We start from the raw sequence: 18,848 nt of genomic DNA on the forward strand, positions 1-18,848 counted from the left end.
AGTTTTTTATTATCTGATGAGATTGCCACGTTGTTGCTAACGCAGCTCCTCGCAATGATGACTTGGCATCCACGCAGCAAAGCCACTATTACCCTTCAATATGCAGTGGTGTTTCAAAAGTATGAAACGGCGGTGGTGAGGTAAGTGTCCACTCTAATGTGTCTGCTCCTTCTCCCCAAGGATTGTTTGGACAATCTTTGCCGTATTTTAGCGTATAGAAAACGATAAATACAAAATAAAGGGCAGCAAACATAGAAATACCTGCTCCTATTGACGAAACCATATTCCAGCCGGCGAAAGCTTCAGGGTAGTCCGGTATTCTTCTTGGCATGCCCGCAAGACCTAAGAAATGCTGTGGAAAAAAAGTTAAATTAACGCCTATAAAGGTAATCCAAAAATGAATTTTGCCTAAAATGTCCGGATATTGTTTACCAGATATTTTGCCAAACCAATAATAAAAGCCTGCAAATGCCGTAAATAAAGCACCGAGCGACATCGTATAATGGAAATGTGCAACAACATAATATGTATCGTGCAGAACTCTATCAAGTGCCGAGTTTGATAGGATTATGCCGGTTACGCCGCCGATCGTGAATAATATAATAAATCCTATCGAAAATAGCATAGGAGTTGGGAATGTAATCGAACCGCCCCACATAGTTGCTATCCAGCTAAATATTTTAATACCCGTCGGAACTGCTATAATCATCGTTCCGGCAGTGAAATATATAAGTGCATTATAAGAAAGCCCAACAGTAAACATATGGTGAGCCCATACAATAAATCCAACAAAGCCTATTATCACCATAGCCCCGACCATACCTTGATAACCGAATATAGGTTTGCGTGAAAAAGTTGAAATAACTTGACTTACTATACCAAAGCCTGGAAGTATTACGATATATACTTCAGGATGACCAAAAAACCAAAATAGATGCTGAAATAATACAGGATCACCGCCGCCGTCAGTCTTAAAGAAAGTAGTTCCAAAATTACGATCTGTAAGTAGCATAGTAATAGCTCCACCAAGTACCGGCATAGCAAGAATTATTAGAAATGCGGTAACTAAAATAGACCAAACGAATAACGGCATCTTGAAAAGCCCCATTCCTGGAGCTCTCATATTAAAGATAGTAACGATTAAGTTAATTGATCCAAGGATTGACGATAGACCGGTTAAATGTAAACTGAAAATAGCCATATCAACGGCTACACCGGGGTGACCGCTTAAATTACTTAAAGGAGGGTAGAGCGTCCAGCCTGTTCCCGGCCCACCATCAAAAAAAGCTGATCCCATAAGTAAAAGAAAAGCAGGAACTAGTAGCCAAAAACTGATATTGTTAAGGCGTGGAAATGCCATATCGGGAGCCCCTATTAACAGAGGTACGAAATAGTTACCAAAGCCACCGAACAAAGCCGGCATAATCATAAAGAATACCATAATAACCGCATGTGCTGTGATAAGCACGTTATATAGCTGGAAATCATGATTTAAGAAAGTGCCGCCGGGCATTGCAAGCTCTAACCTAAAAAGCAGTGAGAACAAACCTCCGACAATTCCGGCAAAAACGGCAAATATGATATACATAATGCCGATATCTTTGTGATTGGTAGAAAAAAGCCATCGCCTCCAACCGTGTGGGGTGTGATGGTCATCGTGATAAATTTCGTTAGTAGTTATATCCATAATTATTATTCTGCCTGTTTTAATTTTTCGATATCTGCTCCAACAATTGCTGGAATATTCCGAGTGATTTTATCATAATCCCAATCCCACAATTTAATTTCAAGTAATTGCTCAACTATTTCATCAGGGAATCTATAGCGTACTATCTTTGCAGGATTACCGACAACAATACTATACTACAATATTATACTAGTACCCATAGCAATAGCACAAAATTTTCCTATAATCAATTTAACAAAATAAGCTCCTCTAACATTTTCATATTCAAATTTCTCAGGGTGTAGCGTCATTGTAATAAGTGTAATCTCCAACTATTAATATTTGGATTATGGATAAAATGTTTTAAAAATATCGTTTCTTTCGCTTGTCTAGGAAAAAGATGAGAATAAGGGTTATTGTGGTTAGTCATATATTAAAAAATTTAAAGTAATAGTTTTAGTTTATAAAATACTTTCGTTATAAATTATCATGCTTCTTTACCTGCTGAATCATCACTACTTAATAATTTCTTGATATCGGTTATATCGTTTAGTAATTTATCTAGTTCAGATATTTTTGTATTATAATTTTCCATAGAACTTCTAAATATAATTAGTTAGCTGCCAATTTTGGCTGCTTGCCATTCATAGCAGTTTTATTCTTGCTTGCAATCCAATTGTCGAAATCCTCTTGACTTACTACTTCTATAGCAATCGGCATGAAGCCGTGATGGATGCCGCATAGTTCAGAGCATTGCCCGTAATATACGCCTTTTTTAGCTACTCTTGTCCAAGTTTCGTTTATTCTGCCTGGGACTGCGTCTATTTTAAACCCAAGTGATGGAACGGCAAAACTATGTATTACGTCACCTGCGGTAATGAGAAACCTTACGGTAGCATTTTCAGGGATAACAATTCGATTATCAACATCTAATAATCTTTTTTGGTTAGGTTTTAAATTCTCATCAGAGATCATTACGCTATCAAATTCTAAATTATCATGATCAGGATATATATAATGCCAATACCATTGATAGCCTACTACTTTAATAGTTAAATCCGTTTCGGGTATTTTTTCGGCATGACGCAATATTTTAAAAGACGGCACTGCAATAATAACTAAAATTATTATAGGTATTACAGTCCAAATTATTTCTAGTAAAACATTATGTGAAAATTTTGCCGGTACGGGATTATTTTTTGCATTAAATCTTATGCATACAAAGCCAAGTAATCCAGTAACAAATAAAACAATAGCTGTTGAGATGTAAAGCAGAAAATTATGAAAATGATGTAATTCCTCCATAATCGGACTTGCCGGCGGCTGGAACGTTACTTGCCAAGGTAACGGCTCGGAAGCAAAGCAATTACTACTAACAATCAAAAAACAAATTAAAGCAATAAACATCTTCCCAAATTTCGCGTTTGGAGGTAATTTATACGTCGATCCGGTACTCGAATCCTCACGTACTAAAGTGTACGCTGTGGTTCGAGGGGAAGTGTCTCCTTTAAATTCCTCTCTATAAGCTGGTTTAGAAAGATATCTAATAATATTTTTCATAGCACATATAAAGTTATTTATATTTAATATAAATGGATATACAGTTTTATTAAAGTAAAAATCGATAAATTTTTGTAAAACTACATATTTTAAATAATATTTGAACTAGAAAGTGTACCTATATTAGGATGTTGCAGTAAGTCAATAACTTCTATTACTTTCGCATTTATTAATTTTGCTTGAATTTATTTATTAACTGAGGATCATGCTTTGTTACGGCGATTACAGAAGGACAAATATTTTGCACTAACCGAGCATAATCATTAAAATCTTTTAGTTTAGGTAATATAAGTACTTTATTAACAAATGTGAAAGAACTGAAAATTTTTGCTTGTTGTAAATTGATTATGGATAGGTTGACGTTTTCTATATTTAATAATTGTTTTATTCGGCTCTAAAGCAACGATTAAGTATTTACCGTGTTTTTTAGCTTGGCATAGAAATTCTATATGACCGTAATGTAATAAATCAAAACAACCGCCTACTAGAAGAACTATTTTACTATTTATAGGACAGTTTTTATTTAATATTCTATTTTGGATAATTTAACAGTATTGTGGCTAGATGAGCAGGACATAAGATTTATAAAAATTAATAAAAATAGGAAAAATCTAGGCATAATATTTATCTATATTAAGTTAATGAAAATTAACTTAAATTAGATTTTAATCAATAAAAAAACTAATAAAGACAGAAATAAAAAATTTTACAATATTTCTATTGTAATTTGTTTGTATATAGTTCATATTATTGTTAGTAGTTTAGTAGTGAAAAATTGATTCAAATAATCTTCAGAGCAATTTTAATGAATGATACCGCGCTATCTTATGATTTTAATGGTATATTACCATCATCTTTTATTAGTGCACGTCTCAGGAAAATCCTCACCTTCGCCTCCTTATTATTATTTGTAGGATTAGTTGTTTTTGTCTCTTTTGCCGTTAATAATTATGTTAACGACACTTTATCCATAACTTTAGTACAACCTGATATTAGTGAAGAAGAAACAATTTCATTTAAAGAAGTAGTAGTAAAAAAAGGTGATACTATAAAGTCAATTTTGATAAAACAACATATCCCTAAAAATGAAATAGACAAGATTGTAAGTTTAATAAAAGAGGGAAAATTATCTTCTGCTCTTAAAATAGGGCAGCAAATTATTTTTGAATATGAAACAAAAATTACCGAAAACGAGGATGAAGATTTAACCTCAGAGGTAGTATTCTTAAATAAAATCGTTATAATTATCGATAAGCTAAAAACTATTGAAGTAATTAGAGAAGGTGATAATTTTAAAGTTGAAGAAATTGTAGTACCTTTAAGTAAAAAAGTTGCTAAATCGTCGGTAAGTATTGAAGCAAATTTTATGTCAGCTCTTAAAAGATTGGGCTTATCGGATAACAGTACAATAGAGTTAATTAATGCTTATGCTTATCAAATCGATTTTCAGCGTCAAATAAAAAGCGGTGATACTGTAACCGTAATAACAGAACAATACGTAACAGAAGACGGTAAATTTTCCCACCACGGTAAAGTTTTATATGTTTCATTAAATCTTTCAGGGAAAGAATATAATATATATCGTTATCCTCATGACAATAGCGCAAATAATTATGCATTTTTTTCCGAAGACGGTAAGAGCGTAAAAAGCAACTTACTTAAAACTCCGCTAAAAGTTATAAAAGTTTCTTCACATTACGGTAATAGAAAGCATCCGATACTCGGTTATACTAAAATGCATAAGGGGGTTGACTTTGCAGCTCCAACCGGTGCGCCTATATATTCCGCAGGAAACGGAGTTATAACAGAAATAGGTTGGAAGTCGGGTTATGGAAAATTTATTCAGGTAAAACATAGTGGTACGCTATCTACTGCTTATGCGCATGCTTCGAATTTTGCAAAAAATTTAAAAGTGGGAAGTATCGTAAAACAAGGACAAATTATTGCATATGTTGGAAGTACCGGCAGAGCTACAGCTCCACATTTACATTATGAAGTTAAAATTGATGGCAAACATGTTAATCCGATGTCAGTTAAAACAACACCGGGTATAGAATTAAACGGAAAAAATTTAGAGAAATTTAAACAATTTAAAAAAGAAATAAAAACTTTAAGTGTTAAGCTTGATAAGGAATTGCAAGCTGATAAAGCAGCCACCGTTTCATTGTAGAGTGGATCCTTATCATGCCGTAATCAACTTTATGTTGTACGACTCTTATGTCATTCCCGTGAAAGCGGGAATCTAGTAAACGCTATAAAAGACTTGTTTTTTATAGGTTTATTTTATCAAATATATAATTTTGTATAATATTAAGGTTATTTTTTTTCTGGATTCCTGCTTTTGTAGGAATGACATTTACAATTATGCTTCCACTAATAAAGAAACTATATCTCACATTTGCTCGTAGTAGTCGTATAATGATAACCTTAGTGATTATTGATCAGTTAAGTAAATGGTGGTTTATTGATAGTTTGAGATGGAAACCGGGCTTAATGCTTAATGTTACTTCTTTCTTAAATATGGTTTATACTTGGAATTACGGTATTAGCTTTGGCCTAATGCGTGAATATTATCAATATAGCAATGCTATTTTCTTAATAACGAACACGATTATTGTCTGTTATTTATATTATTTGATGATACGTTCAAAAACGATCGGAAGCTTTGCCGGTTATAGCTTTGTAATCGGCGGAGCTGTTGGTAATCTAATTGATAGATTTTTTAGAGGAGCAGTTTTTGACTTCATCCATTTTCATTATCAGAATTATAGCTTCCCCGTATTTAATTTGGCTGATTGCTTTATTACAATAGGAGTAATTATCTTGATAGAAGATTATTATAGTACTAAAAAAGTTATTGAAGAAAAGGCTAAAGGGAATTATGATAATGCTCAAATTGAAGCTATGGCTAAAAAATTTTGTAATACCGATAAGGGTGGTAACGATAAAATAGACTCCTTGCAAAATTAAACTTATAGATAGGAATTTGAAGGAAACACGGGACATAGAACTGTAGCGTATTAGACCTACGTGAGGATTCGAGTACCGGATTGACATACAAATTACCTATAGAGGTTCATTTTGCAAGGAGTCTAATATAATTTTAATTTATAGGTGTTTAAGTGAAAAAGGTTTTTTTATTATTTACTGTTTTATTAATTACTTCTGCTTGTAGTAAAAAGTTAAAAGAAACTGTAGGTATATCAACAGCTGGCCCTAATGAGTATCAAGTACAGCGTGCTAAAGCACTAGAAGTTCCTCCTCATTATTATTTACCTGATCCTAGGCATGGCAAAACAACTTACAGTAATGTAAAAGGACAAGGTGAATTTAATAAAGGTGAACAAGCATTAATGCAGGACATGAATATACCTGTTCTTGAATACTAAGACTGCAATGTTCTTTCAAATTAATTCATGAATTCTCATACAAAACAAAAAATAGGTGTTTTTGGGCTTGGTAAAACTGGTATATCGGTTTACGAGGAATTGCGAAATAAATATGATGTAATTGTTTATGATGATTTAAAAGCAAATAGAGATATATTTGAAGAATTATATAGTAAAACAGCTATCGCTGCTTTATCTGATTTAAGATGGCAAAATTTAGATACAATTGTCTTAAGTCCTGGAGTTCCTTTAACGCATGAGATAGTCAATATTGCAAAAAATTTTGATATTCCAATCATTTCCGATATAGACTTATTATTTGCAAAATCAAAAAACTTAAAATTTATAGCTATAACCGGTACAAACGGTAAAAGTACTACTACTGCTTTAATAAGCCATATCTTAAATAGTAGCGGTTTAGACTATCCGGTTGCCGGTAATATTGGAGTTTCTGCTTTGCAAGCTAAAGCTAGTAAGGATGGATATGTACTTGAATTGTCTTCTTTTCAGCTAGATCTAGTAAAAACCTTTACAGCTAAAATAGCCGTGCTTCTTAATATAACTCCTGACCATTTAGATAGACATCAGGATATGACCTGCTATATTGCAGCAAAATCTAAGATCTTTGATCGAATGGATCAAGAGAGTTATGCAGTAATTAATATCGATAATGATTATTGTCATGAAGTCTTTATAAAATTGCAGCAAGAGCAGCGTATAAAGCTAATTCCTTTTTCGGTTACTAAAATTCTTGAAAACGGTGTTTCAGTAGTTGATGATAAAATTAGCGCTAATTTTTTTGATGATATCAGTTTTGAATTACAGCGTAATTCAGAAAGTTTTAGACAAGATGAATTTCAAGGTGAGTCTGCGAAGCGTATAAAAATACGTGAGCACAGGCGAGACCTACAAAATTCGCTTGTATCAAGCTTTATGCATTATGCTTTACCTTTTAATAAAAACCTGCAAGGAGTGCATAATTGTGAGAATATTGCAGCAAGTTATGCAGTCGCTAAAATAATAGGAGTAGAACCTAAAAAAATACTTGAATCTATAAGTAGTTTTCAAAGTTTACCTCATAGAATGCAGTATATCGGTAGTATAAATAATATAAGTTTTTATAATGATAGTAAAGCGACAAATGCCATATCTGCCGTGCAATCAATTAAAGCACTCGATAATATTTACTGGCTTGCGGGAGGAATCCCTAAAGAGGGTGGTATTGAGGAAATAAAGCCTTATTTCAGTCAAATTAAGAAAGCTTATTTTTATGGCCAAGCTAAAGAAATGTTTGCAAATACTGCTAAGAATATAGTAGATTTTGTAATATGTGATAATCTTGAGCAGGCTTTTGATCTTGCTTATAAGGATGCAGTAAGTGATAACGCGGAGGTAAAAAATATCTTGTTAGCACCTAGTTGTAGCTCATATGATCAGTTTAAAAATTTTGAAGAGCGTGGCGAGTTGTTTATAAAATTGTATAGTATCCTGTCCCCCCGTGGCTTGACCACAGGGTCTAGTTAAAAATACTATAAATAATATTAGTATTTTTTATTGTTTTTCTGGATACCGTGGTCACAAGCCACGAAGGGACATCGAGGGTATTTTCCAATCCATGCCAATAACATTATAAATATAGCCATAATTGAATAACTATAATATGAATAACGAAATATCTAATAACTTTATAAAATTATGGTGGCGGAGTACCGATAGGCAAATAATAATTTCTTTAATTATCTTATTTGCTTTTAGTCTAATGCTTGTTACTACCTCAGGTTCAGCAGTAGCAAGTAGAATAGGTCTTGAAGAAAGTTATTTTGCATCTAGACAAATATTTTATTTAGCTGCCGCTTCAGGACTTATATTATTATTTTCATGTCTTAATAAAAAATGGTTAAGGCGTTTTGCAATAGTTGGATTTATTGCTAGTATAGTGTTATTAATAGCAGTTAAATTTTTTGGCTATGAAGTAAAAGGCGCAGTGCGATGGATTAATATTCTAGGTCTATCTATTCAACCTTCGGAATTTATCAAACCGTTTTTTGCAGTTGTTACGGGCTGGATATTATCGATAAAATTTAATGATGATTTTCCAAGTTTTACGATTTGTGTAATACTTTATTCTATTGTTGCTATTCTCTTAATTATTCAGCCGGATTTTGGAATGCTTGTAATGATTACGGCAGTTTTCGGTATTCAACTGTTTATTGCGGGTATGCCAATATTTTGGATTGTTTTAGCAGGTTTTTTAGGAATGATAGGAGTAACGATTGCTTATTTTTGGTTACCACACGTAACGCAAAGAATTAATTCGTTTTTAGATTCAGATAGTAGCGAGAATTATCAAGTTAGTAAGTCTCTTAAGGCTTTTGAGCATGGCGGGTTATATGGACGAGGTCCAGGAGAGGGGGCAGTAAAGCAGGTACTACCCGACTCGCATACGGATTTTATTTTTGCTGTAGCAGGTGAGGAGTTTGGAGCTATTATTTGCCTTATTGTTATAGGTATATTTGCTTTTATAGTATTAAGAAGTCTTATTAAGTTATTAAACGAAACAGATAAGTTTGTACAATTTGCTGCTAGCGGTATAATTGCACAATTGGGGCTTCAGGCAATAATTAATATGGGCGTGACTTTACATTTATTTCCTACTAAAGGTATGACATTACCGTTTATTAGTTATGGTGGTTCTTCAACGCTTGCAATAGCTATCGCTACCGGTATGCTTCTTGGCTTTACAAGACACCGAACGCCGTTAAATTCGTACAAAATTCGTAATATTGAAATATGAAAAAAATCATTTTGGTAGCAGGAGGGACGGGGGGACATTTTTTTTCGGCAGTTGCTCTTGGAGAAGAATTAATCAAACGTGGCTATGAAGTGCATTTTATTACTGATTTAAGATGCAAACAATATATAAAGCAGGATATGAAAGTAATTTTTCATATCCTAGATTTAAAACGCTCAGGTAATATTTTCTTGTTTTTACCTAGGTTATCAATTGCAGTTTTAAAGGCTATTAAATTATTATATAATATGAAGCCTTCCGTCACTGTAGGGTTTGGCGGTTATCCTGTTATAGCTCCAATGTTTGCGGCAATTTTTTTAAGAGTACCGATTATAATTCATGAACAGAATTCTTACCTTGGAAAAGTTAATAAATTTTTTGCAAGCTTTGCTAAAAAGATAGCTATTTCTTATGACAAAATAAAGAATTTACCGGAATTTGCAAAAAGTAAAATAGTAGTTACCGGTGGGGTAGTTAGAGAGAATATTAGGGAATTAAAAGTTATAGAAATGTCGTCCCGTGGCTTGACCACGAGGGCCAAAAAGTCTTTAATAAAAGCACTGGACTCCGTGGTCACGCCACGGAATGACAAGCTTTTTACAATATTCATCTTTGGCGGTAGTCAAGGAGCTAAGCTATTTTCAGAGCTGATACCTGTAAGTATTCAAATTTTGATGCAAAAACAGCCAAGTCTTGAATTAAATATAATCCAGCAAGCAGCATTAGATGATCAAGTAAAAATAAAAGATATATACTCGAAATTAAACATTACTTATAAATTTGCTGAATTTTTTGATAATATGGCATTGCAATATAAAGAAGCCGACTTAGTGATTTCAAGAGCAGGGGCATCTACTATAGAAGAATTGACCTATATAGGATTGCCGGCAATCTTTATTCCACTGCCTAGTGCTGCGGATAATCATCAATATTATAATGCACAATTATTGGAAGATAAAAAAACAGGATGGTGTTTAGAGCAGAATAATATTTCGGCAGGAAAATTAGCAGATAAAATATTCGATTTGATAAGTAATCCAAAAATATTAGAGGATGCTTCACAAAATTTATTGAAAAGAAGAAAAGAAGGGCATAAGCTATTAAGTAACCTGATAGAAGAGGTAATTTAGATTTTGTTTTCCATCATTGTGAGGAAAAACTGTAAGTTTTGACGAAGCAATCTCGTGCTAAAGTCCTGAGATTGCCACGTTCCTTTTAGTCGCTTGCAATGACAAGGTGGAAGACATACAATAAGGCCAAAAATACCTCAGAATAACAATAATTTAATTAAGTACATAGCAGTTCGGCTCTTTATCCTTGCAAGTTTGGCTATTATGTGGCATTAATCATAATAGACTTCCTGTACAACTTAGCTAATAAGGAGGAATTTATAGGAGACACGGAATACAGCACCGCAGCGTACGCTTTGGTACGTGAGGATTCGAGTACCGGATTGACGCACAAATTACCCTTAGAAGCAAGTTATGCAGAAAGTCTAATAAAAGTTTTGGAATAAATATATGTTAAAAAAAATTATAATATTATTTTTAGGAATGTTTTTACTTTCGGCTTGTACAGATAATTTTAGAAGCTATTTTCAAAGATCAGCAAATAACAGATTGGTTGATAGCAAAGGTGCTAAAGGCGGCAAGAGAAAACCTGTATATAATAATAAATATATTACTTTGGCTAAAAAGAATATAGTAGAAGATAATCTTGATTATGATAACGACGATGATGATGACTATGATAGCGATAGTCCTTTAAGAGGAGAAAGAATCGATCCTGTAAAGAGAAATCGTGAAATGTATCTTAAGATGATTAAAAGGGATATAGCAAGGCAAAAAGCAGAAGCCGGCTTCGTTGAACCCGATGATGCTATGACTTTCAGTAGAGCGAATAAAAAGGTTAGAAAAGATGATAGCGATAAAGAAAAAAAGATACAAGAGGAATTAAATCAGATAAAAGCTATGCTTAGAGAAACTAAGCGTGATATATCAAAATATACTTGTCCAAATGCTGTAGTAAATCAAAATTATGCTCCGCCCATTACAAATTATGAGCCTGTAAATTATCCACCGGTACAAAATAGTAAGCCGTATAATAACAATTCTAAGGTAAAGCAAAAATTTATCCGTGAAGATGATGATAACGGCAGTAATGCTTATTCGATATAATAAGCCTATTCTTAGCTAAAAGCAGAAATCTCCAGTCTTTAGATATATGTAGCAATCTCTGATGTAATACATTTATCACTATAGGTTTATTATTTATTAATAAAAATTAATATTTGAATATAGAAATATGTTAAATTTATTAATAGGTATATTATGAAAAATAAACTCTCAGCAAGTACTGCTAGTCTTACATGGCTTCAGATGATGTTTCTATTCAAGCAACAAGAGAACAGGTATTATATGCTTTAAGAGCTGTGGAATCTACAAAACAACATTCAACAGACAAGACACAAGCATTTATTAAATGACTACGGTATTTGTGTTGCTTACTCATTTGCTAATTATAAAAGAAGCGGTAAGGACATATTAGAATTTGTATCACCTTATTTATTAAAAAACGCATCTGATATGGAATATATTAAGGCATATATTCCTGAAGCATATATAAAAGAAAGTAATAAAAATGATGCTCGAGAAGTAAGAGACTATTTAGATCAAAAATCTTCTGAGTTAGTAAGCACATTGCCTGTACCGTCTACTCCTTCTACAACTGACACATTTAATTATGATAGTGATGAAATTACGGTTGCTGGAGAAGAGCAAACGACGCCGCATACTGAACAAACTTGATACCATGGTCACGCTGTGGTTTGTCCACGGGGTCTGGTTAAAAATACTAATATTATTAGTATTTTTAGTTGTTTTTCTGGATATCCGTGGTCAAGCCACGGTATAACACCGAACGAGTTTCTCGCGCCATACAACAACATTAAGATTTTCAATTTAATTCCGGATAGTTTCTAATTTCAGCTTTATAATTGCTATGCTTTAACCATTTCTTAGCTGTTTCTGAATATAGGCAAATTATCGGTGTGATGTAAAGAGTAAGTAATTGCAATGTGAGTAAAGCTCCCACTACTGCAAGCCCTAGTGATCTTCTCTCTGCTCCTGTTGCTCTGACTCCAAGAGCAATAGGCATAGCTCTCATTAAGGCAGCTAGGGTAGTCATCATAATCGGTCTGAATCGTATTATACATGCTTCATAAATTGCTTCATGCGAAGATTTATTGCCAGTTCTCTCAAGTTCTAAGGCAAAATCGATAATCATGATAGCGTTTTTCTTCACTATACCGATTTACATTATAAGTTCGACAAATCCGTACATATCAAGTTCGCTATTAAATATTAGTAGAGTAAGTAATGCTCCAAATATAGCGGTAGGTAGTCCTAAAAGTATAGTTATAGGATGCACAAAACTTGCATATAACATGCCAAGGATGATGTCAATAACGATAACGGCAAGTCCAAGCAATAAGCCAAGATCGGGAAAAGATGACTGACATGCCTGAACTGTTCCTTGGAAGCTTCCCGTAATCGTAGCTGGCATTTGTAACTCTCTTATTGCTTGATTAACTTTTGGAATGGTATCACTAATTGAATATTCATCTTGCAGGTTAAATGATACCGTAACTGAAGGTAATTGCCCGAAATATGAAATACTAAGCGGGATAACAGTATTAACAATTTTAGCAAGGGTAGTTAGCAGTACTAAATTGCCGCTTGCGGATTTAATATTGACTAAAGATAACATTGACGAATCTATTTGATATTTAGGATCTAGCTCTAAAATAACGTCATATTGAGCTGTTGGGGTATATAATGTGGCAATCTGCTCAGCACCGTAAGCTGCATATAAGATATTCTGGACATGCTCGACTGATATACCGAGTTTTGCAGCCTTATATCTATCAATCTGCAATAAAGTTTGTGGTTGTGCTATTTGTAAATCTGAAGTTACGCCAATAAAACCTGGCAGCCTTGTGAGTTTATACTTTAATTTCGGTGCAAAGCTAAATAGCACATTTTGATCGAGTTCTTGCATAGTATATTAATATTGGCTTTTGGTTGCTTGTCTGTCGAGCGTAATAGTAGGTACGTTCTGGATATATACCTTTAAAACTACTAAATGATTTAGTTTTGAACGTAACTGATCTATAACGGCGTCAGCTCCTATTCTTTGATCACGAGGTTTTAAGTTAATCAAAATCGTACCCTGATTTACGGCAGAGTTTCTACCTAAAACACCTGTGGCAAAAAAATGAATCTATATTAGGATTTTTAAGTAATACATCACTTACTTGTTGTTGTTCTTACACCATTACATCAAAAGAAATAGTTTGAGCGGTGTCGGTAAAAACTAAGATTTGTCCCGTATTGGAATCAGGCATAAAGCCTTTGTGTACTTTCCCAAATAAATAAGCCGTTGCGATGATTACTAAGAGAAATATAAGCATAGTAGTTTTTTTTGAATGCTCTACTACTGTTTTTAGACTGCTACCATATTTTTGTTTGACATATTCAAAGGTTTGTTCGGTTAGTGGTAGGTCGTCATTGCGAGGCGTCAAAGACGCCGTGGCAATTTCGGTTGGTTGCCCTGAGAGTGCTTCGTCACTACGTTCCTCGCAATGATAATCCCTCAAAAACACATTACATAACATAGGAGTTACAGTTATCGAGATAACTCCCGAGAGTAAAATAGCGGTAGTAATAACAACTGCAAGTTCGTGCAGCAGCTTCCCTAAAATTCCGCTCATAAATAATATTGGGATGAATATCGTCATTAGGGATAAAGTCCTTAAGACGATAGTAAACCCTATTTCCTTAGTACCGTTAATACATGCTGCTATTTTACTTTCGCCTTTTTCCATCTCGGAATAATCACGGACCGTCAGTTATGTAGAAAGAGAAATATAGCAATCAATACTTGGTCAAGTCCTATATTATTTGCTGCCATTTTAATAGGGTTGCATATTGTTGTGAGTCGTAAACTTGTACCTGTGCAACACCCGGTAGCATAGATAAACGCTCAGCTATAATTATTTTGGCGTAATAGTCCACGGTATATAAGGGGGAGAGTATCAGAGGTTAAAGATAAAGAAAATATAGGTACGTCGGTAGGGTTTACTTTACGATATGAGTGGGGAAGTAAGTCATTCTATAGCTGCTTGTATTTCTTGTGCCGCTGCATCTATATCTCGGTCTAAATTAAACTGCAAAGTAATTTGAGTAGTACCGTTACTATTAACTGAACTCATCGAGTCAATATCTGATATCGTCGAGAATTGCTTTTCAAGTGGTAATGTAACTGAAGACGCCATAGTAGTAGGATTAGCTCCAGGCAAGCTTACTGAAACCTGAATAGTCGGGCAGTTGATATCAGGTAAAACGCTTACCGGTAATAGCCTATAGCCGAATGCTCCAAACAGCAAAATAGTTGCCATGAATAAAGTAGCAAGAACTGGATGCTTAATAAATATTTCTGAAATACCCAATTATTTTTCCCCTGTTTTATGGATTTTTTCCATCATACATATCGTCATTGTGAGCGACTGTAAGAAGCGTGGCAATCTCATGAAATAATGACAAACTCCTAAGATTGCCTCGTCAATTACTTTGTAATTTCCTCGCAATGACGCCTGCTCGCAATGACGATTTGATACTACTCCTCCCTAACACTCACCTCTGCTCCGTTAGATAATCGTAGCTGCCTGTTGGTGATTATCGTTTCTCCCTCATCTATACCGCTTTTAATAACAATAAAATCATCATTAGAAAACACTATATCTATATTCTTGACCACGGCTTTATTATCTTGATCGACAACAAATACATAAGGACCTTGATCGTTAGTTTGTATGGCTTTAGATGGAACTATTAAAGCCTCTTTCGATGTAAATCGTTAGGGATACATGAACACACTGTTCCAGCCATAATATTTCGTTTTAGTTAGGTAGTGTTGCTTTAATTTTGATAGTGCCGCCATTTGGATCAATCAAATTATCAACAAAGAAGATCTCATCGTCTGTAATTTCTTGGTCGCTTACGGGTTCTAACCGTCAAAGCTAAATCATTAGATTTTTGAGATTTATTAATACGATCGAGATATTTTTCAGGTACGAAGAAGCTAACATAAATGGGCGAGATAGTATTGATAATTACTAGATGCACAAAATCCGGCAATACTAAATCACCTATATCCACATTACTCTCAATAAGTTTACCATCAACAGGAGCTACTATTTTTGAATACTCGATTTGTAAATTAGCGTCTGCAATAATTGCTTTATCGCGTTCCATGGTAGCCCTAAGCATATTCATATTAGTTAGCATCTGTAAATACTGCTCTTCTGAAACGACTTTTTCTCGTATAAAGCATGATATCTTGCCTCTTCTTTTATAGCATCTTCAAGGTTATAAGTATCACTTAGTAAATTTGCTTGTACTTGCTGTCATTGATTTTGAAACGGATGAGAATTCATATAATAAATCACCTGTTTTGACTTCTTGTCCGTCATTAAAATTTACACTTAATATTTGGCCTATAACTTGAGATTGAATATCGGCACTTTGGTAAGTTTCAGCTACTCCTGCAAGTTCTATCACATCAGGTACGTCTTTTCTGATAACTTGTGTTACCTCAACCGGAGCTGCTATAGTAATTTGTTTACTGCTTTTATGATGATGTTTTATTACTTAGATCACTAATATTACTATTAGTACTAGTAATGTTATCAATATCAAATTCTGCTAGATAGATTTGTTTGTCTAATGCTAAAAGATTAAAGTAACTTATAGTGACGTTGCTTATAACCGATAAACGTACCGCTGCCTTGCTATACTCACTTGCAAGGAAAGTTTTTTTAGCCGATTCGCTAGCGTTGGCGGCTGTCTCCATAAATCCAGCTCGTAATTAAGCACGCTTGCTAGCCCCAAATTATTAGAGAATTTCAGCTCATTCGGTGCTTTTGTTTCTTTACTGTTTTTTGTTCGATTTGCTCCGCCTTGTAAATTGATTTATAGAAATCTATAAGAATTAATAAGGTTAAGCTGTGTTTTTGCTGTTAACACATTACTCATTGCCAGCTCAACATCGGAGTTACCGGTTAAAGATTCTTCGATTAGGTTATTTAACACTGGATCGTTAAATTGCAGCCACCACTTAGAGGATGCATTATTATTTTGTTCTAGAGAATAATTATTCCAAGTAGTAGGTAATGAGAATTTAGGGGGAATATTATCGTGTGTTGCAACCACATAGAGGAAATAATGAAATCAATAAAACTAGAATATATTTTAAGTAAATGAAAAATCGGCGACGTTCATCGAGTAGGTTCATTAAAATAAATTCATATTACTTAATGTTAATTATGAATCTTTAAACCGTTATGTCAATATAGACTATTATTTTCAACTAACTATTTTTATAATTACGTAATAATGTTGCTACAGCATATTTTAGAAAGCTTGATATAAGTGAATTTTGCAGGATTCGCTTGTATTCACGTATTTTTATACGCTGTGTAGGCTCACCCTTAAATTCATCTTATCTGAAGCTTTTTAAAATATGCTGTAACTTTTCCGAAACAACTTTAATGTCATAATTTTGTTTGAGAGTAAGGTAGGCATTTTTAGAAAATTCTTTTGCTTTTATAGGGTTCTCTATTAGATAGACAATTTTTTCTGCTAAATCTTCAGCAGAGCCGGCTTTACAAATAAGCCCGTCTTGCGTGTCGTTTAAGATTGCTGCAGGTCCTTCAGTATCTGTACTAACGATAGGCACGCTTGCCTCCATTGCTTCAAGCACTATAATTCCAAACGGTTCATGAAGAGACGGTAAGCAAAAAATATCTATTTGTTTAAAGAATTTATCTCTATCGTTAACCCATCCCGTAAATGATATTTGATCTTGTAAATTAAGTTTATGTGCTAAAGCAATTAAATTATCTTTTTCCTCGCCGCTTCCACCTATAACTGCATGAAGATCATATTTTTTTTCTTTTAAAATTTTGATAGCTTTAATAAAAACATCAATACCTTTCTTAGCTACAAATCGTGCTAGTACACCAATTACGACAGGTTTTCTATATGTTTTATTTAGAATAAAGTCTTTAGCAATATTTATCATATTCGGTAGGATGCATATCCTAGATTCGGCAAAGTTATTTGTTAGTAAAAATTCTTTCATATGATGCGTCAAGGCAATAACAAAATCACATTTGCTTAGTCCTTTTAAACTATAATTATGAGCGATACCGATTAATTTTATATTTTGTGATTTAGCAAATTTACTAAAATTTATTGCTCTATTACCGTGTGCTATAATTATATTGGGCTTAGTCTTATGAATTATATACTTAAGAATAAGTACCGAGAGTAAATCAAATAGTACTATATTAGGTAGTTTTAAGCTTTGTTTGTGTAGAAAGGAATTTATTTTTGCCTTGTAAGAAGTGATATTTATAACCTCAATTTTTTGCATCTCTAAAGCAGTGCTATAATCTAAAAATGCTTGTTGAATGCCGCCAAGGTCACGACTTAGCATAATATTAAGGATCTTCATTACTTTAATTGCTCGATTTCTTTTTCTGTTAAACTGGTAAAATCTATAATTTTATCTAAAGGTTTATTTTTTGCTAACATTTTTTTAGCTATAGAAATTTTTTGTCTTGCTTCCCCTTTAGCTTCAGCATCCATAATTTTCTGCTCTTCTACGGCTAGATTATCCATTTCTGTTTTTATCATTTTTTCATAAGTATTTAACTCTTTTTTAGACCAACTAGCTTGATCCAAAGCATAAAATTTTTAATAATAAAATCATGACCTATCAAATTTTCCATTGCTTCTAGAGTGCTTTCATGTGCATGTTTAAAGAAATATGCCCATTTTTCTTGAAGGTTCTCTAATTCTTTATTAAATTTCTCAAGCTCTAAAAAGATAAAATAAAAATCTTGTAGGTCGTTCTCATAAGTTTTAGTATCAAGTAATCTATGATCTGATCTCCAATCTTTTTTATCAGGCCATAAAATAAAATCGGCAATAGCTAAGCATATTACTCCTCGAAGTTTTGTATATACTGCTATTTTTTTATGATCTGCATCTTCTTTTATTATTTGTTTTGAATAGGCCTTTGCTGTATAAAACTGAGCTCGTTTTTCAAAACCTGGATGTTTGCTGACCTGCACTCTACAATAATATTGAGTACCGTGTTTATCTCTACATAACGCACCAACTATAGATTATTTATAAGCAGCGGTATCAGGATCTTAGATTGTTGTTAAAAAAGTAACTTTGGTAATTACTTCTTTCCCCGTATAACCTAAAATGTCATTTAGAAAAAAGTATATCCTTATTTTTTTTCTGTACCGCAAATTTTTAAAAATGCATAGTTATTTTTAGGGTCTAAGAAACGTGAAATTAGCATAATA

Annotated in this window: 20 protein-coding genes and 4 pseudogenes; 9 read left to right on the forward strand and 15 right to left on the reverse strand. The window is 33.4% G+C overall.

What is annotated here, in order from left to right:
• Positions 1-88: 88 nt before the first annotated feature.
• The 4 genes and pseudogenes from ctaD to QUD19_RS05015 form a co-directional block, all read right to left on the reverse strand.
• Positions 89-1,687: a cytochrome c oxidase subunit I gene (gene ctaD, locus QUD19_RS05000; protein ID WP_498807717.1), complete on the reverse strand. Its 1,599-nt coding sequence runs from the start codon at positions 1,685-1,687 to the stop codon at positions 89-91.
• A 5-nt stretch (positions 1,688-1,692) separates the two neighbouring features.
• A pseudogene (locus QUD19_RS05005) lies at positions 1,693-2,096 on the reverse strand (LbetaH domain-containing protein).
• Positions 2,097-2,278: 182 nt separating this feature from the next.
• The gene (coxB, locus tag QUD19_RS05010; RefSeq protein ID WP_498807719.1) at positions 2,279-3,226 is read right to left on the reverse strand and encodes a cytochrome c oxidase subunit II; all 948 of its coding nucleotides are present in this window, start codon (positions 3,224-3,226) and stop codon (positions 2,279-2,281) included.
• A gap of 299 nt (positions 3,227-3,525) precedes the next feature.
• Positions 3,526-3,771, reverse strand: coding sequence for an adenylyltransferase/cytidyltransferase family protein (locus tag QUD19_RS05015; protein WP_498808687.1), 246 nt, complete (start codon positions 3,769-3,771; stop codon positions 3,526-3,528).
• A 260-nt stretch (positions 3,772-4,031) separates the two neighbouring features.
• On the opposite strand from QUD19_RS05015, the gene QUD19_RS05020 reads away from it, so the two are divergent.
• The 9 genes and pseudogenes from QUD19_RS05020 (at position 4,032) to QUD19_RS05060 (ending at position 12,213) form a co-directional block, all read left to right on the forward strand.
• On the forward strand, positions 4,032-5,396 hold the full coding sequence (locus tag QUD19_RS05020) for a M23 family metallopeptidase (protein WP_498807720.1): 1,365 nt from the start codon (positions 4,032-4,034) through the stop codon (positions 5,394-5,396).
• A 194-nt stretch (positions 5,397-5,590) separates the two neighbouring features.
• Complete coding sequence (gene lspA / locus QUD19_RS05025; protein WP_498807722.1) at positions 5,591-6,196, forward strand: signal peptidase II; 606 nt, start codon at positions 5,591-5,593, stop codon at positions 6,194-6,196.
• 152 nt (positions 6,197-6,348) lie between these two features.
• A complete protein-coding gene (locus tag QUD19_RS05030) occupies positions 6,349-6,615 on the forward strand; it encodes a DUF3035 domain-containing protein (RefSeq protein WP_498807724.1) in 267 nt (88 codons plus the stop codon).
• Between the two features lie 27 nt (positions 6,616-6,642).
• A complete protein-coding gene (murD, locus tag QUD19_RS05035; protein ID WP_498807726.1) occupies positions 6,643-8,139 on the forward strand; it encodes a UDP-N-acetylmuramoyl-L-alanine--D-glutamate ligase in 1,497 nt (498 codons plus the stop codon).
• 136 nt (positions 8,140-8,275) lie between these two features.
• A complete protein-coding gene (gene ftsW / locus QUD19_RS05040; protein ID WP_498807728.1) occupies positions 8,276-9,409 on the forward strand; it encodes a putative lipid II flippase FtsW in 1,134 nt (377 codons plus the stop codon).
• Positions 9,406-10,536: an undecaprenyldiphospho-muramoylpentapeptide beta-N-acetylglucosaminyltransferase gene (gene murG / locus QUD19_RS05045; RefSeq protein WP_498807730.1), complete on the forward strand. Its 1,131-nt coding sequence runs from the start codon at positions 9,406-9,408 to the stop codon at positions 10,534-10,536. The genes ftsW and murG overlap by 4 nt, the downstream gene beginning before the upstream one ends.
• 218 nt (positions 10,537-10,754) lie before the next feature.
• Positions 10,755-10,901: pseudogene (locus tag QUD19_RS05050) on the forward strand (palindromic element RPE1 domain-containing protein); the annotation flags it as partial.
• Positions 10,902-10,926: 25 nt separating this feature from the next.
• On the forward strand, positions 10,927-11,583 hold the full coding sequence (locus QUD19_RS05055) for a hypothetical protein (RefSeq protein ID WP_498807732.1): 657 nt from the start codon (positions 10,927-10,929) through the stop codon (positions 11,581-11,583).
• Positions 11,584-11,991: 408 nt separating this feature from the next.
• Entirely contained in the window at positions 11,992-12,213 is a 222-nt protein-coding gene (locus QUD19_RS05060) for a hypothetical protein (protein WP_498807734.1), read from the forward strand.
• Positions 12,214-12,361: 148 nt separating this feature from the next.
• Here QUD19_RS05060 and QUD19_RS05065 read toward each other — a convergent pair.
• The 11 genes and pseudogenes from QUD19_RS05065 to QUD19_RS05115 form a co-directional block, all read right to left on the reverse strand.
• Positions 12,362-13,465: pseudogene (locus QUD19_RS05065) on the reverse strand (efflux RND transporter permease subunit).
• 6 nt (positions 13,466-13,471) lie between these two features.
• A complete protein-coding gene (locus QUD19_RS05070; RefSeq protein WP_498807736.1) occupies positions 13,472-13,627 on the reverse strand; it encodes a hypothetical protein in 156 nt (51 codons plus the stop codon).
• 106 nt (positions 13,628-13,733) lie between these two features.
• Entirely contained in the window at positions 13,734-14,291 is a 558-nt protein-coding gene (locus tag QUD19_RS05075; protein ID WP_498807737.1) for an efflux RND transporter permease subunit, read from the reverse strand.
• Positions 14,292-14,573: 282 nt separating this feature from the next.
• A complete protein-coding gene (locus QUD19_RS05080; RefSeq protein ID WP_498807739.1) occupies positions 14,574-14,915 on the reverse strand; it encodes an efflux RND transporter permease subunit in 342 nt (113 codons plus the stop codon).
• A gap of 167 nt (positions 14,916-15,082) precedes the next feature.
• A complete protein-coding gene (locus QUD19_RS05085) occupies positions 15,083-15,298 on the reverse strand; it encodes a permuted SH3 domain-containing protein (protein ID WP_498808688.1) in 216 nt (71 codons plus the stop codon).
• A gap of 140 nt (positions 15,299-15,438) precedes the next feature.
• Positions 15,439-15,720, reverse strand: a complete 282-nt coding sequence (locus tag QUD19_RS05090) for a hypothetical protein (RefSeq protein ID WP_498807741.1) — start codon at positions 15,718-15,720, stop codon at positions 15,439-15,441.
• Between the two features lie 123 nt (positions 15,721-15,843).
• A complete protein-coding gene (locus QUD19_RS05095; protein WP_498807742.1) occupies positions 15,844-16,026 on the reverse strand; it encodes a hypothetical protein in 183 nt (60 codons plus the stop codon).
• Between the two features lie 70 nt (positions 16,027-16,096).
• Positions 16,097-16,318 carry a hypothetical protein gene (locus QUD19_RS05100; protein WP_498807744.1) on the reverse strand — a complete coding sequence of 74 codons (222 nt, stop codon included), beginning with the start codon at positions 16,316-16,318 and terminating at the stop codon, positions 16,097-16,099.
• A 119-nt stretch (positions 16,319-16,437) separates the two neighbouring features.
• Positions 16,438-16,677, reverse strand: a complete 240-nt coding sequence (locus tag QUD19_RS05105) for a hypothetical protein (RefSeq protein WP_498807746.1) — start codon at positions 16,675-16,677, stop codon at positions 16,438-16,440.
• Between the two features lie 289 nt (positions 16,678-16,966).
• Positions 16,967-17,983: a glycosyltransferase family 4 protein gene (locus tag QUD19_RS05110; RefSeq protein WP_498807748.1), complete on the reverse strand. Its 1,017-nt coding sequence runs from the start codon at positions 17,981-17,983 to the stop codon at positions 16,967-16,969.
• A pseudogene (locus QUD19_RS05115) lies at positions 17,983-18,844 on the reverse strand (Rpn family recombination-promoting nuclease/putative transposase). The gene QUD19_RS05110 and the pseudogene QUD19_RS05115 overlap by 1 nt, the downstream one beginning before the upstream one ends.
• Between the last annotated feature and the right edge of the window lie 4 nt (positions 18,845-18,848).

The sequence above is a fragment of the Candidatus Rickettsia kotlanii genome, assembly GCA_030295365.1.
Classification (GTDB): domain Bacteria; phylum Pseudomonadota; class Alphaproteobacteria; order Rickettsiales; family Rickettsiaceae; genus Rickettsia; species Rickettsia kotlanii.

Bases quoted from the DNA above. Each gene is read 5' to 3' on its own strand.
- ctaD (WP_498807717.1), bottom strand. From the start codon at position 1,687: ATGGATATAACTACTAACGAAATTTATCACGATGACCATCACACCCCA.
- coxB (WP_498807719.1), bottom strand. From the start codon at position 3,226: ATGAAAAATATTATTAGATATCTTTCTAAACCAGCTTATAGAGAGGAA.
- QUD19_RS05020 (WP_498807720.1), top strand. From the start codon at position 4,032: ATGAATGATACCGCGCTATCTTATGATTTTAATGGTATATTACCATCA.
- lspA (WP_498807722.1), top strand. From the start codon at position 5,591: ATGCTTCCACTAATAAAGAAACTATATCTCACATTTGCTCGTAGTAGT.
- murD (WP_498807726.1), top strand. From the start codon at position 6,643: ATGAATTCTCATACAAAACAAAAAATAGGTGTTTTTGGGCTTGGTAAA.
- ftsW (WP_498807728.1), top strand. From the start codon at position 8,276: ATGAATAACGAAATATCTAATAACTTTATAAAATTATGGTGGCGGAGT.
- murG (WP_498807730.1), top strand. From the start codon at position 9,406: ATGAAAAAAATCATTTTGGTAGCAGGAGGGACGGGGGGACATTTTTTT.
- QUD19_RS05055 (WP_498807732.1), top strand. From the start codon at position 10,927: ATGTTAAAAAAAATTATAATATTATTTTTAGGAATGTTTTTACTTTCG.
- QUD19_RS05060 (WP_498807734.1), top strand. From the start codon at position 11,992: ATGGAATATATTAAGGCATATATTCCTGAAGCATATATAAAAGAAAGT.
- QUD19_RS05075 (WP_498807737.1), bottom strand. From the start codon at position 14,291: ATGGAAAAAGGCGAAAGTAAAATAGCAGCATGTATTAACGGTACTAAG.
- QUD19_RS05090 (WP_498807741.1), bottom strand. From the start codon at position 15,720: ATGGAACGCGATAAAGCAATTATTGCAGACGCTAATTTACAAATCGAG.
- QUD19_RS05100 (WP_498807744.1), bottom strand. From the start codon at position 16,318: ATGGAGACAGCCGCCAACGCTAGCGAATCGGCTAAAAAAACTTTCCTT.
- QUD19_RS05110 (WP_498807748.1), bottom strand. From the start codon at position 17,983: ATGAAGATCCTTAATATTATGCTAAGTCGTGACCTTGGCGGCATTCAA.